Below are 15247 nucleotides of genomic sequence, written 5' to 3' on the forward strand. Positions count from 1 at the left end.
AATGTATGTGGTGTTAGAAGGCGTTGATGGCGCGGGCAAAAGTACTCAAGTAGGATTATTAAAAAACAGGTTTAAAAACGCCCTTTTTACCAAAGAGCCAGGGGGGACAAAAATAGGCGAGAGTTTAAGGCGTATCGCTTTGAATGAAAATATCAGTGAATTAGCCCGAGCGTTTTTATTTTTAAGCGATAGGGCTGAGCATACAGAAAGCGTGATCAAACCGGCATTGAAAGAAAAAAAACTCATTATTAGCGACAGGAGTTTGATCTCTGGCATGGCTTATAGCGAGTTTTCAAGCCTAGAATTAAACCTGCTTGCCACTCAAAGCATCTTGCCTGAAAAAATCGTTCTTTTACTCATAGACAAAGAGGGCTTAAAACAGCGCTTAAGCCTTAAAAGTTTAGACAAAATAGAAAACCAAGGCGCAGAAAAATTACTTCATATCCAGCAAAAGATCAAAACCCACGCTTATGCGTTAAAAGAAAAATTCGGGTGCGAAGTTTTGGAACTAAACGCCAAAGAAAGCGTTAAAAACTTGCACGAGAAAATCGCCGTCTTTATAGAATGCGTTGTTTAACCTGTTTGAAGCTTTCTTTTAAGCCTCTTTGCCCAAATTGCTTAAACGATCTGCCCTTAAGCTTAAAAGTAAGGGTTTTAGAGGGCGTGAGCGTGTATAGTTTTTACGCTTATAGCGAAATAGAAGAACTTATTAAAAGCAAATACGCGCTGATTGGCTCTCGCATTTTGCCCTTGCTTTCTCAAAAAGCCGGCGCGGAATTTGTGAAAATCCTAAAAGAAAAAGGCTTGACTACCCCCCTTTATGGCATCGCCATTGATGATAAAATCAAATCCTTTTACTCGCATTCAGCCGCGCTTTTAAAAGGCTTTTGTCAAGGCAATTTAAAGCCCACTTACGGGCGTTTAAGGGCTAATAATACTATTTCGTATGCCGGGAAAAGCTTAGAATTTCGCGCCAATAACCCACGGGATTTCACCTTCAAAGGCGATGAAACTTTAGATTATTTTTTATTAGATGATATTATCACCACCGGCACCACCCTAAAAGAAGCCCTAAAATACCTTAAAACCCTAAACACAAAAGCACACTTTGCAATCGCTCTTTGCAGCGCGGATGAATGAGTTATAATTTTAATTTTTAAAAGGATAAAACCATGCAAGCTTTTCGGTTAGAAGATGATGTTGATGACTATGTTAAAAAAGAATTGACAAAATTAGGGCTTATGAAAAATAAGGATTTTAATGTTAAAAGCCAAATGAGTCCTAGCCTTAAAAACGCCCTTTTGAATGCGAGTAAGACTAAAGATAAAACTTCTTATGGCGAGCCAGATTTCAGTTTAGAAAAATACACGCACCCTAAAAATAAAGAGAGCGTTATCCCTATCATCATAGAAAACAAACTCTACGCTAAAAATTTAAAAAAGCTCAAAAACAGCGTATTGCAAAACGATGATCATTCCATTTCAAAATGCGCCGTGAATGGGGCTTTACACTACGCTCAAAATATCCTAAGAAACAAAGAAAAGTATAAAGAATGTATCGCTATAGGCATAGCCGGCGATGATGAAGAAAACCTTTTGATAGAAGTGTATTATGTTTTTGCGAGCGGGATCAATTCGCACAAACTCACTAACGCTAAAAACCTGCATTTTTTAGAAAATCAAGAATCGTTTAACGCTTTTTATAAAGAATGCACGCTCACTGAAGAAGAAAAACATTTTATCTTAATCAAAACCAAAGCCGATCTAAACGAAACCGCTAAAAAACTCAACCGCCTTATGCATAACCACAACATCACAGCGCCTCAGCGCGTGCTATATGTGAGCGGCATGCTTTTATCCATGCAAGAAATTAAGGGCAAAAAAGAGGGCTTAAAACCAAGCGATTTAAAAGGCGAATTGACCGATACTAGCCGTGATGGTGTTTTAGTGTTTAACCAAATTAGCGAATTTTTGAAAACCAAAAACTTGAGCGAAGAAAAACGAGAACTAATGCTCGCTAGTTTTAAAGAAATCAGTAAAGATCCGCAGCGCGATAAAGAAACGAGCCTGGATAAAGCCATAAGCATGCTTTTAGAAAAAGATGAAAGCATCACTAAGCAAATTTTTACCTTTCTTTATGAGTTTGTCCATAAGCCCATTAATGAAAGCGACAATACCGGTCATTTAGACATCATGGGCGAACTTTATAGCGAATTTTTAAAATACGCTTTAGGGGATGGTAAGGAATTAGGCATTGTTTTAACCCCGCCTTATGTAACTAAAATGATGAGCGAGCTTTTAGGGGTTAATGCGAAATCCTTTGTGATGGATTTAGCTGCAGGGAGTGCGGGCTTTTTAATTTCTTCTATGGTGCTAATGATTGAAGACATTGAAAAAACCTATGGTAAAAACACCACTAAAGCGAACGAAAAAATCAAAGCCATGAAAACCACGCAACTTTTAGGCGTGGAGCTTAACGCTGAAATGTTTTCTCTAGCCACCACTAACATGATTTTAAGAGGCGATGGATCAAGTTTAATCATCAAAGGCAACACTTTTGAAACCAGTAAAAAGATTTATGAAGATTTTAAGCCCAATATCCTTTTATTAAACCCTCCTTTCAGCTACGAAGAAAACGGCATGCCTTTTATCAAGTTCGGGTTAGAGCATATGCAAAAAGGCGGTTTAGGCGCGATCATTATCCAAGATAGCGCAGGGAGCGGGCAAGCGTTAAAATCCAATGTTGAAATTTTAAAAAAGCATTCGCTTTTAGCGAGCATTAAAATGCCCACCGATTTATTCATGCCTCAAGCCGGGGTGCAAACAAGCGTCTATATTTTTAAAGCCCATGAGCCGCACGACTATGAAAAACCCGTTAAATTCATAGACTTTAGAAACGATGGTTTCAAGCGCACCAAAAGAGGCTTAAATGAAACCTCTAACCCCACCAAACGCTACGAAGAAATCATTAAAATTTACAAAGCCGGCTTAAACGCTAAAGTCTCTAAAGAGCTGTGGGGTGCTTTAGAAACGATCTATATTGAAGACTTTATCGCCAAGCCGCGCGAAAACAAGCATGCTAAAGACTTTAATTTTGAAGCCCACCAAAAGAATGACACTAAACCCGAATTAGAGGATTTTAAAAGAACGATAGCCGATTACCTTTCTTATGAAGTGGGCTTGATTTTAAAAAACCAAACGCCCCCAAAGTGATTGGCCCCCTTAGTAGCCAGCTCAACGCTATTAAGTGGGGCGAGTTCAAATTGGGGGATTTGTTTGAGATCTACACTGGCTCTTTATTAAGCCAAGAGGATTTAGCAAAAGGTGATATTGTCCGCATATCAGTTAAAAGTGATAATAATGGCGTTTATGGTCATTTTGACACCTTAAAAAATAAGAAAGCAAGGCATTTTGAAAATTTTATCAGCGTAAATTTTTTTGGCAATTGTTTTTATCACCCTTATTTGGCAAGCGTAGAGATGAAAGTCCATGTCTTAAAATTAAAAAATCGTACTCTTACAAAACGGATAGGATTATTTCTTGCCAATCAACTTAATAAGTGTTTTTATGGTCAATTTACCTATGGAACACAATTATCTAGCTCTAAATTAAAACATAATAATTTTAAAATCCAACTACCCCTAAAACCCACCGCTAAAACTCAAACCCTTAAGGATATTGATTTCAATTTCATGGAAAAATTCATAGCCGAACTTGAGCAGTGTCGGCTCGCCGAACTTGAGGCTTATTTAAAAGCTACAGGGCTATCAAACACCACCCTTTCTAACGATGAAGAAAACGCCCTTAACCTTTTTGACGGCAAAAATTCTGGGGGGGGGGGGGTAATACCCCATGCGGCTTAACATGGCAAAGCTTCAAATTAGGGGATTTGTTTGAAGTGTTGCCATATAAAAAACGCTTTGATGCTAATAAGGTTAATATTTACGCTAGCAAAACTAAAGATACTTACCCTTATGTTGTGCGCACAAGCATAAATAATGGCATAAGGGGTTATTTAAAAGAAAATACAAATTTTTTAAATGCGGGAAACACTATATCTTTTGGGCAAGACACTGCTACAATGTTTTATCAAGAAAAGCCTTATTTCACAGGGGATAAAATCAAAATTCTACGATGCAAAAATCCTAATTTTAATAAGATAAATGCTTTATTTTTTATCACAAGTTTAACAAAGGCTTTTAGAAATTTTTCATGGGGGAGTGCGAGTTTTAGTGTTAGCATAATAGAAAATCAAAATATTTCACTCCCCACCAACCAACATGGCAAAATAGATTTCAATTTCATGTGCACCCTTATAAACGCTCTAATGAAACAAACCATTCAAGGCGTGGTCCAATACAGCAGCGCTAAAATACAGGCCACAAAAGAAGCCATCAGCCAAGAAACGCCAACCCAAAAAGACTCGTTATTTTGAAATGGATGAGGTCAAGCTTGTGTTACAATAAACTTAAAATTTGCTTGATTGAAGAGGGTTGATGCATGGAAGAGCCAGTCATTAAAGAGGGGACTTTAGCGTTAATTGACACTTTTGCGTATTTGTTTAGAAGCTATTACATGAGCACTAAAAATAAGCCTTTAACCAATGATAAGGGCTTTCCTACAGGGCTTTTAACGGGGCTTGTGGGCATGGTTAAAAAATTTTATAAAGATAGAAAAAACATGCCTTTTATCGTGTTCGCTCTAGAAAGCCAGACTAAAACTAAAAGGGCTGAAAAGTTAGGCGAATACAAACAAAATCGTAAAGACGCCCCTAAAGAGATGCTTTTACAAATCCCTATCGCCTTAGAATGGTTGCAAAAAATGGGTTTTGTTTGCGTGGAGGTGAGCGGGTTTGAAGCGGATGATGTCATCGCAAGCCTGGCTACGCTAAGCCCTTATAAAACCCGCATTTATTCTAAAGATAAGGATTTTAACCAGCTTTTGAGCGATAAAATCGCGCTTTTTGATGGCAAAACGGAGTTTTTGGCGAAAGATTGCGTGGAAAAATACGGGATTTTGCCGAGTCAATTCACGGATTATCAGGGCATTGTGGGGGATAGTAGCGATAATTACAAGGGGGTTAAAGGCATTGGGAGCAAGAACGCTAAGGAATTGTTGCAGCGATTAGGGAGTTTGGAAAAAATCTATGAAAATTTAGACTTGGCGAAAAATTTACTCAGCCCTAAAATGTATCAAGCCCTTATACAAGACAAAGGAAGCGCGTTTTTAAGCAAAGAGTTAGCCACTTTAGAAAGAGGATGCATTAAAGAATTTGATTTTTTAAGTTGCGCTTTTCCTAGCGAAAACCCTTTATTGAAAATCAAAGATGAATTGAAAGAATATGGTTTTATTTCTACTTTAAGGGATTTAGAAAATTCCCCTACGCCTTTAATTTTAGACAACGCACCCCTATCAGACAACACGCCCGCATCAGACAACGCCCCTAAAAAATCACGCATGATCGTTTTAGAAAACACCGCGCCTTTGAGCGCGTTTTTAGAAAGATTAAAAAAAACTAATGCAAGGATTTTTATGCGTTTGGTGCTAGATAAAGAAAAAAAAGTTCTAGCCCTAGCGTTTTTATATGAAGATCAAGGCTATTTTTTACCTTTAGAAGAGGCGTTATTTTCGCCATTTTCTTTAGAGTTTTTGCAAAACGCTTTTTTTAAAATGTTACAGCATGCGTGCATCATTGGGCATGATTTAAAACCCTTATTAAGCTTTTTAAAAGCCAAATACCAGGTGTCTTTAGAAAACATTCGCATCCAAGACACTCAAATTTTAGCGTTTTTAAAAAATCCGGAAAAAGTGGGGTTTGATGAAGTTTTAAAGCAATATTTAAAAGAAGAATGGATTCCGCATGAAAAAATCAAAGATTTTAAGACAAAAAGTAAGGCGGAAAAATTAGAGCAATTGGATATGGAATTAAACGCTTTAAAGCGTTTGTGCGAGTATTTTGAAAAAGGGGGGCTAGAAGAGGGTTTGCTTGCTTTGGCTAGAGAAGTTGAAACGCCGTTTGTGAAAGTTTTAATGGGCATGGAATTTCAAGGCTTTAAGATTGATGCGCCTTATTTCAAGCGATTAGAGCAGGAGTTTAAGAATGAATTGCATGTTTTAGAGCGCCAAATTTTGGATCTAATTGGCGTGGATTTTAACCTCAACTCCCCCAAACAACTCAGCGAGATTTTGTATGAAAAATTAGAGCTTCCTAAAAATAAAAGCCACTCTACCGATGAAAAAAGCTTGTTAAAAATCCTAGACAAGCACCCAAGCATCGCTTTGATTTTAGAATACAGAGAACTGAATAAGCTTTTTAACACTTATACCACCCCCTTATTGCGCCTAAAAGACAAAGACGATAAGATCCATACCACTTTCATCCAAACCGGCACAGCTACCGGGCGTTTAAGCTCGCATTCGCCTAATTTGCAAAATATCCCGGTGCGATCGCCTAAAGGCTTACTCATTCGTAAAGGTTTTATTGCTAGCTCTAAAGAATATTGTTTGCTAGGGGTGGATTATTCGCAGATTGAATTGCGCTTACTAGCCCATTTTAGCCAGGATAAGGATTTAATGGATGCGTTTTTAAAGGGGCGAGACATCCATTTAGAAACTTCTAAGGCGTTGTTTGGTGGAGATCTAGCCAAAGAAAAACGATCCATCGCTAAAAGCATTAATTTTGGGTTGGTGTATGGCATGGGGAGTAAGAAATTGAGCGAAACTTTAAACATCCCTTTAAATGAGGCTAAAAGCTACATAGAAGCGTATTTCAAACGATTCCCTAGCATTAAAGATTATTTAAACCGCATGAAAGAAGAGATTTTAAAAACTTCTAAGGCTTTTACTTTGCTTGGGCGTTATCGGGTGTTTGATTTTACCGGCGCAAATGACTATGTTAAGGGCAATTATTTGCGAGAGGGTGTGAATGCGATTTTTCAAGGGAGCGCGAGTGATTTATTGAAATTAGGCATGCTCAAAGTGAGCGAGCGTTTTAAAAATAACCCTTCGGTGAGGCTGCTTTTGCAAGTGCATGACGAATTGATTTTTGAGATTGAAGAAAAAAACGCCCCAGAGTTGCAGCAAGAAATCCAACGCATTCTTAATGATGAAGTGTATCCTTTGAGGGTGCCGCTAGAAACGAGCGCGTTTGTGGCGAATCGTTGGAATGAACTAAAAGGTTAGTTTTTTAATTGAGTTTAAGAAAAAATATATTATTATTTCTTTATAAGTAATACTTAACCATGTTAAGCTAATATAATATAAAGTGGTTATCAAAAAATAAAGGGAAAAGACTGAATGCTGAAAAGAATTATATTGTTAGGGGCTTTGGGTGTTTTAGCGAGCGCTGAAGAGAGCGCGGCTTTTGTGGGAGTCAATTACCAGGTGAGCATGATACAAAATCAGACTAAAATGGTGAATGACAACGGCTTGCAAAAGCCTTTGATAAAGTTCCCGCCTTACGCAGGAGCGGGTTTTGAAGTGGGCTATAAGCAATTTTTTGGTAAGAAAAAATGGTTTGGCATGCGTTATTATGGGTTTTTTGACTACGCGCACAACCGCTTTGGCGTGATGAAAAAGGGTATCCCGGTGGGCGAGAGCGGGTTTATTTACAATAGTTTTAGTTTTGGAGGGACGACTTTAACCGAAAGGGATTCCTATCAAGGGCAATATTATGTCAATTTATTCACTTATGGCGTGGGGTTGGATACGCTGTGGAATTTTGTGAATAAAGAAAACATGGTTTTTGGTTTTGTGGTGGGGATCCAATTAGCCGGGGATAGTTGGGCAACGAGCATCAGTAAAGAGATCGCTAATTATGTAAAACACCACAGCAATTCCAGTTACAGCCCGGCTAATTTCCAGTTTTTATGGAAATTTGGGATCCGCACCCATATCGCTAAACACAATAGCTTGGAATTAGGGATTAAAGTGCCTACGATCACGCACCGGCTTTTCTCCATCACCAACGAAAAGGGATACACCTTACAGGCTGATGTGCGTAGAGTTTATGCGTTTCAAATCAGTTACTTGAGGGATTTTTAACCCCTTTTTAGATACAATCACACCTAAACTATCCTTTAAAGGTGTGAAATGGCAGATTTAGAGAATTTAGACTGGAAAAATTTAGGCTTTAGCTACATTAAAACGGATTTTCGCTTCATCGCCACTTATAAAAACGGCTCTTGGTCGCATGGCGGATTGGTTAGCGAAAATGTGTTACAACTCAGCGAAGGCTCGCCGGTCCTACACTATGGGCAGGCTTGTTTTGAAGGCTTGAAGGCTTACCGCTCTCAAAAGGGGAAAGCTTTACTCTTTCGCCCTTTAGAAAACGCCAAACGCTTGCAAACTTCATGCGAAAGGCTGCTCATGCCCAAAGTGAGCGAAGAGCTGTTTTTAAGGGCATGCGCTGAAGTAGTCAAAGCGAATCAAAAATGGCTCGCTCCTTACAAAAGCGGGGCGAGTTTGTATTTGCGCCCTTTTGTCATAGGCGTGGGGGATAATTTGGGGGTAAAGCCGGCCAGTGAATACCTTTTTATCGTGTTTTGCGCGCCGGTGGGAGCGTATTTTAAAGGAGGCATAGAAAAAGGGGGGGCTAGGTTTATCACCACGGCGTTTGATAGAGCCGCGCCTAAAGGCACCGGTGGGGTGAAAGTGGGGGGGAATTATGCTGCAAGCCTGTTAGCCCACAAAATGGCCACAGAGCAAGGCTATGATGATTGCATTTATTTAGACCCCACCACGCACACTAAGATTGAAGAAGTGGGAGCGGCGAATTTTTTTGGCATCACGCATGATAACGCCTTTATCACCCCACATTCGCCAAGCATTCTACCAAGCGTTACCAGAAAAAGCTTGATGGTTTTGGCTAAAGAATATTTGAATCTCAAAGTAGAAGAGAGGGAAATCTTAATGGATGAGTTGGGTGCGTTTAAAGAAGCTGGAGCGTGCGGGACAGCCGCAATCATTACGCCCATTAAAGAAATCACGCACAACAACAAGTCTTATTTTTTTGAAGCGCCGGGCCATATTACTAAACAACTCTATGATTTGCTTTTATCCATCCAGCAAGGCGAACAAGAAGCCCCTAAAGATTGGATTTTTGAAGTTGGCTAAAAGGTTAAAATTTATAGCTGTATGCCGCATAAAATAAGGGCGAAGTCTCAAAGCGTCTGGAGCTAGAAAGCAATCTGGCGGTGGGTAAGATTTTAAACCCTAATTCAATGCGGTGTCTTAAAAAAAGCGTGAGCATAACCCCCCCATTAATCGCCAAGCCCCCTGAAACCACCGAATGTTTAAAAAACTTGAAATTTTGTTTGTCTGTATAAACGACTAAAGCCCCCCTAGCTCCTCCGAACGCCCCCAAATAATGCTTATAACTCCCTAAAGGGAATTCCATAATCACATCCAAACCCACCGCAAGCATGGTAAAAAAAGAGTTGGTAGGATCTTTATGGCTTTGGTAATTCACTTTTCCTGACCCAAGATCCCATGCAAAAACCCCCCTAATCCCGATGTATTTTTTAAAAAAACTTTGCACGCCGGTTTTTAAATTGAGCGTGGCGATCCAATCTTTCATTTCCTTGCCTTGATAGTCTTTAATGGCCTCTACAGCGCCAAACCCTCCTAAAAAATACCACCCGCTTTTTTTGCGTGTGAGCTTTTGGCGGTTAATGATGCTTCTATAGAGCTTTTCATGGGCTTCTTGGTAACTTTTTTTAGGGGTTTTATTATGCAAGATAGGCATGGCTTCAAGGGGCGGAATAACAAATCCCCCCATTAAAAAAACGCCAAAAAAAATGATTTTTTTAAACATTTTAAAAATGATTAATCCTTTATTAAACAGAGTGTTGTTTAACCTTTTGTTTTATCATTGTGTTAAAATAGCCGTTTTAACAAACAAAATTTTGTTAATAGATTTTACCTAATCTAAGAGAGAATATATTTTAATGAAGACAGAGAAACAAAAATTTTTAGAGATGCGTAAAGATGGGGCGAACTCTGTGCTGATTTTAAGAGGAGATTGGGATTTTAAAACGAGCGTGTTTCGTTTAGATGAGTTGAAAAAAAATTTATTAGATCATCAAGGGTCTTTAAAAATAGATTTTTCAGGGTGCCAAAAAGTGGATTTTGTTTTTGGCATGTTTTTATTTGATTTAGTTAAGGAGCGTTCTTTAAACATTGAATTGTGCAATGTGAGCGAGAATAACGCATGCGCTTTGAAAGTGGTTAAAGACTGGCTTGAAAAAGAAGAGGATTTAGAATCTAAAAAAGCGGGCAAAAAATACGAACTCATGATCACTAAATTGGGTAAGAGTATCGTAGAGACTTATAACACCTTTTTAAACGCATTCAATTTTTGCGGCATGATTTTATTTTACTTCATTAAAAGCGTTTTCAACCCCAAACGCTTTTGCATCACTCCTTTGCTCTATCATATCAATGAATCCGGGTTTAAGGTTTTGCCAGTGAGTATTTTAACGGTGTTTATCGTGGGGTTTGCCGTTGCTTTACAAGGGGCTTTACAACTACAAGACATGGGTGCGCCTTTAATGTCGGTTGAAATGACGGCTAAACTCGCTTTAAGAGAAATCGGCCCTTTTATTTTAACCCTCGTGGTGGCCGGGAGGAGCGCGAGCAGTTTTACCGCACAAATTGGGGTGATGAAGATCACTGAGGAATTAGATGCGATGAAAACCATGGGCTTTAACCCTTTTGAATTTTTAGTATTACCTAGGGTGTTAGCCTTAGTGATTGTTTTGCCTTTATTGGTGTTTATTGCCGATTCGTTCGCCATTCTTGGGGGCATGTTTGCGATTAAATACCAATTGGATTTAGGCTTCCCAAGCTATATAGACAGATTTCATGACACAGTGGGCTGGAATCATTTTTTAGTAGGGATTGTCAAAGCCCCTTTTTGGGGCTTTGCGATTGCGATGGTGGGGTGCATGCGCGGGTTTGAAGTCAAGGGGGATACTGAGAGCATTGGGCGCTTGACCACTATTAGCGTCGTGAATGCGTTGTTTTGGATCATTTTCTTAGACGCTATTTTTTCTATTATCTTTTCTAAGTTGAACATATAATGAACGCTACTAACAATCAAGTCTTAATTGAAGTGAAGGACCTCCATAGCGCTTTTGGAAGCACCATTATTCATAGGGGCGTGAGTTTTAGCGTGCATAAGGGCGAAGTGATGGCGATTTTAGGGGGTTCAGGGAGCGGTAAAAGCACGCTTTTAAGGTGCATGATCTTGCTCAATCGCCCTACAAAAGGGGAAGTGTTGCTTTTTGGGGAAGATATATGGAAACTCAAAGAAGCAGAGCAGCAAAAGATTTTTAACCGCTGCGGCATTTGCTTCCAGTTTGGTGCACTCTATAGCTCTCTAACCGTTTTAGAAAATGTGGGCGTGATGCTAGAGCAATACGGCGCTTATTCTAAAAAAATTGTTGAAGAAATTTCTAAAATGTGGATTGAAAAAGTGGGTTTGCCCCCTAGGGCTTACCACCTTTACCCCTATGAATTGAGTGGGGGGATGAAAAAGCGCGTGGGTATAGCTAGGGCTATGGCGACTAACCCGGAAATCTTATTTTTAGATGAGCCAACAAGCGGGCTAGATCCTTATAGCGCGGGCAAATTTGATGAACTGATCATGACGCTCAAAGAGAGCTTACAGCTTACGGTGGTGATGATCACGCATGATTTAGACTCCGTGCATGATTGCGTGGATCGATTCATCATGCTCAAAGACGGGCTATTAGAATTTAATGGGGATTTAAAAGATTTTATTAAAAAAGCTCAAACTCAAGGGCTAGATGAAGGCAATTTATTCAATTCAACACGAGGAGAGAAATTTTGGAAAGGCATGTGAATTACACTTTAATCGGCGGGCTTTTCTTTTTATGCTTAGTGTGCATGGTAGGCTTTATTTTATGGCTAGGCCATTTGGGCTTAGATGACGGAAAATATTATGAATATGTGGTCTATACGGACAAAGACTTGGGAGGCATTGCGACCAACTCGCCCATTAATTACAAAGGGATTCAAGTGGGTAATGTCATCAAAGTGGGTTTTGCAAAGGATAAAGTGGGGGTGGTCCGTTTGGATTTGATGATTAAATCCAGCGTTAAGATCCGTAAAGACTCCAAAGTGGCGGTTTCTTCTAGAGGGTTTATGGGGTTAAAATTTTTAGCCTTAGAGCAAAGCCACAATGAAGAATTTTATGGTAGTGGCGATAAAGGGGAGCGGATTTTAATCTTTAAAGAAGGGCTTATGGATCGCTTGAGCGGTGATGCTAATCAAGTGGTGCAAGAAGTGATGAAAGCGATCAGGAATGTGAATAGGATTTTAGACGATGAAAATGTGGAAAAATTCAAGCACATTCTCGCTTCAGTGGATGATCTCATCGCTAATTTGGATTCAAGAAAGACTCAATTTGATTCACTAATCAGCAACGCTAACAACCTTGTTTCTAATGTCAATAACGTGGCTTTAGATGTGGATAAACGCGTCAAGCAGGGGCAATACGACTTTAAAGCGATGTTCACTCCCTTAATCATGCAAGCGCAGTTGAGCTTGAGAAACATTGATAATTTTGTGGAAAAAGGCTCTGCTTTGATAGATAAATTTGACGCTAACCCCTATAAAACGATTTTTGGAGAAAGGAAATAATCATGAGAGCTACGGCGATAAAAATCTTTTCACTCTCATCAGCATTAGCCTTATTGCTTCAGGGTTGCTTGAGCATCAATTTAAAACAAATGCTACCAGAGATCAGAACTTATGATTTGAATGCGAGTTCTTTTGAAATCATGCAATGCCCTAAACCTCTGGCTGAAGTGAGGCTCATTAGCATTTTGAGCGCGGATTTATTCAACACTAAAGAGATCGTGTTTAAAGCCAAAGACGGGCAGATCACGCATGGGAAGCACCAAAAATGGATAGACTTGCCTCGCAACATGTTAAAAACCATGTTCATGCAAGAAGCGCAAAAAGCATGCTTAGGCGTGGCTTTGCCTCCTTATGGCGCGGGCGTGCCCACTTATGCGGTTCGTTTTACGATTTTATCGTTTTCTCTTTTAGAAAAAGAAAATTCTACCTATAGGGCGGAATTCGCGCTAGGCTATGACATTAGCGTGAAAGGCGATTCGTATTCTGGAGTGATCATTAAGCATGAAAATATTTCTAGCTTGGAAAATAAAACGACCAAAACGAGTAAAAATGGCAATCAAGATTTTCAAGAAAGCGCGATACAATCCCTCCAACATGTCAGCACGCAAGCGATGCAAGAAGCGGTTTCTTTGATTAAAAAAGCCATTGAAGCGCAAAGCGTAAGCCCGTTAAAAAAATAAAACATAAGGAGGAATTGTTTGAATTTACGATTGGCTGGAGCAAGCGTTTTAACGGCTTGTGTCTTTTCGGGGTGTTTTTTTTTAAAAATGTTTGATAAAAAACTTTCTAGCAACGATTGGCATATCCAAAAAGTAGAAATGAACCATCAAGTCTATGACATTGAAACCATGCTCGCTGATAGCGCTTTTAGAGAGCATGAAGAAGAGCAAGATTCCTCTCTAAATACCGCTTTGCCTGAAGATAAAACAGCGATTGAAGCCAAAGAGCAAGAACAAAAAGAAAAAAGAAAACGCTGGTATGAGCTTTTTAAAAAGAAACCAAAGCCCAAAAGCTCTATGGGAGAGTTTGTGTTTGATCAAAAAGAAAATCGTATTTATGGGAAAGGCTATTGCAACCGGTATTTTGCCAGCTATGTATGGCAGGGCGATAGGCACATTGGGATTGAAGACAGCGGGATTTCAAGAAAAGTGTGTAAAGATGAGCATTTAATGGCGTTTGAATTGGAATTTATGGAGAATTTTAAGGGTAATTTTACGGTAACTAAGGGTAAGGACACGCTCATTTTAGACAACCAAAAAATGAAAATTTATTTGAAAACGCCTTGAGTGGGTTGTTGGTTTCAAACAATCTAAAACCACTAAATTAGGGGTTAAAAAGAAATTTTTAAGCGTTTTTTAAGAGATTATCTCTTGGCTTTTCGCAAGCTTTTGTATTATTGATCGCAAAAGACACTTTGAGTATTTTTTAGATTTAGCGCCAAAGCCCCTTAAAAGGACTTTTTAAAATCAAAAAGAGGGTTTAGGGGTTTTGTCCGTCATTATAGGGAGTTCTGGATAGAGTATTTTAGGTTTTTTACCCTTTAAGGCTCCAAAGAAAATTTCAATTTTTTTCGCTTCTGCATCGCTGATTTCAATGCCTAACTGGATAGATCCCATTTCTTTAATCGCATCTTTAACATCCCAAAACTGCCCGTTATGGAAATAAGGCATCGTTTCGGTGATATTCCTTAAAGTAGGCACTTTCACAAGCCCGTTTTTATCGCCTTTGAAATCGCCCACATTAGCGAATTTATAAGGTTTGACCACCCCAAAAGGCTGCATCGTTCCCCCAAGATTGATGCCGTTATGGCAAGCCACACAGCCTTTAGAAATGAATAAATCCAGCCCCTCTTTTTCGGCTTTACTGAGCGCTTTAGGATTGCCCCTTAAAAAATCATCGTAACGGCTTGGGGTAATAAGCGTGGCTTCAAACATAGCGATACTATCAGCGATCAATTTAAAATCAATTTTGACTTTAGAGCCATAGGCTTTTCTAAAGAGCTTGACATAGCCTGGCATGGAATTGATTTTTTCTACCACCACTTTAGGATCAGCCCCCATTTCAAAAGAAGATTGGATCGGCCCTTGCGCTTGTTCGTTTAAATGCGTAACCCTACCATCCCAAAACTGCACATCGTTAAACACAGAATTATACACCGTTGGGGAGCTTAAAAGGTGGGGGTTTTTCTTCCATTGAGAGCCTATGGCGCTTGGGACTAAATCCACCCCACCTAAGCCCAGATTATGGCATGTGTTGCAAGACACGAGATAGGAAGTGGAAATCCTAGGATCAAAATAGAGCATTTTGCCTAATTCCACTTGAGCGGGGGTCATGATTTCGCTGTTTTTGGTGCCAATACCCACATCTCTGGTTTTTTTGATTTGGTATTCTTTGAGCGCTTTGCCCATAGGCATGGGTTCTAATTGGCTTTCCCTCGCTTTTTTAATCAATTCTAAATCGTTCAAGGCATGAGCGCAAGAAAAAGCCAGACAAACGCCCAACAAAATGGATTTTTTCATGATGAACTCCTAAAATAGCATTAAAAATAAGAAAAACTTTCTTATTATAACCACCATTTTAAA

15 protein-coding genes are annotated in these 15247 nt (G+C 39.3%); 13 read left to right on the forward strand and 2 right to left on the reverse strand.

Annotated features, from left to right (window positions below):
- Position 1 precedes the first annotated feature (1 nt).
- The 8 genes from tmk to ilvE all read left to right on the forward strand — a co-directional run bounded on the left by tmk (position 2) and on the right by ilvE (position 9113).
- Positions 2-577, forward strand: coding sequence for a dTMP kinase (gene tmk / locus DBU79_RS00370; RefSeq protein ID WP_154411188.1), 576 nt, complete (start codon positions 2-4; stop codon positions 575-577).
- Entirely contained in the window at positions 565-1140 is a 576-nt protein-coding gene (locus DBU79_RS00375; RefSeq protein WP_154411189.1) for a ComF family protein, read from the forward strand. The genes tmk and DBU79_RS00375 overlap by 13 nt, the downstream gene beginning before the upstream one ends.
- Before the next feature lie 32 nt (positions 1141-1172).
- The gene (locus DBU79_RS00380) at positions 1173-3212 is read left to right on the forward strand and encodes an HsdM family class I SAM-dependent methyltransferase (protein ID WP_154411190.1); all 2040 of its coding nucleotides are present in this window, start codon (positions 1173-1175) and stop codon (positions 3210-3212) included.
- Positions 3209-3862, forward strand: coding sequence for a restriction endonuclease subunit S (locus tag DBU79_RS00385; RefSeq protein ID WP_154411191.1), 654 nt, complete (start codon positions 3209-3211; stop codon positions 3860-3862). Before DBU79_RS00380 ends, DBU79_RS00385 begins: the two co-directional genes overlap by 4 nt.
- 35 nt (positions 3863-3897) lie before the next feature.
- Entirely contained in the window at positions 3898-4434 is a 537-nt protein-coding gene (locus DBU79_RS00390) for a restriction endonuclease subunit S (RefSeq protein ID WP_229763990.1), read from the forward strand.
- 65 nt (positions 4435-4499) lie between these two features.
- The gene (gene polA / locus DBU79_RS00395) at positions 4500-7181 is read left to right on the forward strand and encodes a DNA polymerase I (RefSeq protein ID WP_154411193.1); all 2682 of its coding nucleotides are present in this window, start codon (positions 4500-4502) and stop codon (positions 7179-7181) included.
- Between the two features lie 114 nt (positions 7182-7295).
- A complete protein-coding gene (locus DBU79_RS00400; protein ID WP_140608877.1) occupies positions 7296-8042 on the forward strand; it encodes an outer membrane protein in 747 nt (248 codons plus the stop codon).
- A 48-nt stretch (positions 8043-8090) separates the two neighbouring features.
- Positions 8091-9113 (forward strand): branched-chain-amino-acid transaminase, encoded by a 1023-nt coding sequence (gene ilvE / locus DBU79_RS00405; protein WP_154411194.1) that lies wholly within the window; start codon positions 8091-8093, stop codon positions 9111-9113.
- Positions 9114-9117: 4 nt separating this feature from the next.
- On the opposite strand, the gene DBU79_RS00410 is transcribed toward ilvE, so the two are convergent.
- Positions 9118-9813 (reverse strand): outer membrane protein, encoded by a 696-nt coding sequence (locus DBU79_RS00410; RefSeq protein WP_154411195.1) that lies wholly within the window; start codon positions 9811-9813, stop codon positions 9118-9120.
- A gap of 133 nt (positions 9814-9946) precedes the next feature.
- Between DBU79_RS00410 and DBU79_RS00415 the strand changes: the two genes are divergently transcribed.
- Genes DBU79_RS00415 through DBU79_RS00435 form a run of 5 tightly spaced genes read left to right on the forward strand, consistent with a single transcriptional unit; the run spans position 9947 to position 13951 of the window.
- A complete protein-coding gene (locus DBU79_RS00415; protein ID WP_154411196.1) occupies positions 9947-11080 on the forward strand; it encodes an ABC transporter permease in 1134 nt (377 codons plus the stop codon).
- A complete protein-coding gene (locus DBU79_RS00420) occupies positions 11080-11865 on the forward strand; it encodes an ABC transporter ATP-binding protein (RefSeq protein ID WP_000994578.1) in 786 nt (261 codons plus the stop codon). Before DBU79_RS00415 ends, DBU79_RS00420 begins: the two co-directional genes overlap by 1 nt.
- Positions 11850-12665 (forward strand): MlaD family protein, encoded by an 816-nt coding sequence (locus DBU79_RS00425; protein ID WP_000439509.1) that lies wholly within the window; start codon positions 11850-11852, stop codon positions 12663-12665. Before DBU79_RS00420 ends, DBU79_RS00425 begins: the two co-directional genes overlap by 16 nt.
- Before the next feature lie 2 nt (positions 12666-12667).
- On the forward strand, positions 12668-13345 hold the full coding sequence (locus tag DBU79_RS00430) for a hypothetical protein (RefSeq protein ID WP_154411197.1): 678 nt from the start codon (positions 12668-12670) through the stop codon (positions 13343-13345).
- 18 nt (positions 13346-13363) lie between these two features.
- Entirely contained in the window at positions 13364-13951 is a 588-nt protein-coding gene (locus DBU79_RS00435) for an META domain-containing protein (protein ID WP_001053529.1), read from the forward strand.
- Positions 13952-14131: 180 nt separating this feature from the next.
- Here DBU79_RS00435 and DBU79_RS00440 read toward each other — a convergent pair whose 3' ends face one another.
- Complete coding sequence (locus DBU79_RS00440; RefSeq protein ID WP_154411198.1) at positions 14132-15184, reverse strand: cytochrome-c peroxidase; 1053 nt, start codon at positions 15182-15184, stop codon at positions 14132-14134.
- Between the last annotated feature and the right edge of the window lie 63 nt (positions 15185-15247).

It is taken from the genome of Helicobacter pylori, assembly GCF_009689985.1.
In the GTDB taxonomy this organism is placed as follows: Bacteria; Campylobacterota; Campylobacteria; order Campylobacterales; family Helicobacteraceae; genus Helicobacter; species Helicobacter pylori_CG.

What these genes read in the sequence shown, in the direction of transcription:
- DBU79_RS00375 (WP_154411189.1), top strand. Translation starts at nt 565, where the DNA reads ATGCGTTGTTTAACCTGTTTGAAGCTTTCTTTTAAGCCTCTTTGCCCA.
- DBU79_RS00415 (WP_154411196.1), top strand. Translation starts at nt 9,947, where the DNA reads ATGAAGACAGAGAAACAAAAATTTTTAGAGATGCGTAAAGATGGGGCG.
- tmk (WP_154411188.1), top strand. Translation starts at nt 2, where the DNA reads ATGTATGTGGTGTTAGAAGGCGTTGATGGCGCGGGCAAAAGTACTCAA.
- polA (WP_154411193.1), top strand. Translation starts at nt 4,500, where the DNA reads ATGGAAGAGCCAGTCATTAAAGAGGGGACTTTAGCGTTAATTGACACT.
- DBU79_RS00430 (WP_154411197.1), top strand. Translation starts at nt 12,668, where the DNA reads ATGAGAGCTACGGCGATAAAAATCTTTTCACTCTCATCAGCATTAGCC.
- DBU79_RS00440 (WP_154411198.1), bottom strand. Translation starts at nt 15,184, where the DNA reads ATGAAAAAATCCATTTTGTTGGGCGTTTGTCTGGCTTTTTCTTGCGCT.
- DBU79_RS00380 (WP_154411190.1), top strand. Translation starts at nt 1,173, where the DNA reads ATGCAAGCTTTTCGGTTAGAAGATGATGTTGATGACTATGTTAAAAAA.
- ilvE (WP_154411194.1), top strand. Translation starts at nt 8,091, where the DNA reads ATGGCAGATTTAGAGAATTTAGACTGGAAAAATTTAGGCTTTAGCTAC.
- DBU79_RS00420 (WP_000994578.1), top strand. Translation starts at nt 11,080, where the DNA reads ATGAACGCTACTAACAATCAAGTCTTAATTGAAGTGAAGGACCTCCAT.
- DBU79_RS00410 (WP_154411195.1), bottom strand. Translation starts at nt 9,813, where the DNA reads ATGTTTAAAAAAATCATTTTTTTTGGCGTTTTTTTAATGGGGGGATTT.
- DBU79_RS00400 (WP_140608877.1), top strand. Translation starts at nt 7,296, where the DNA reads ATGCTGAAAAGAATTATATTGTTAGGGGCTTTGGGTGTTTTAGCGAGC.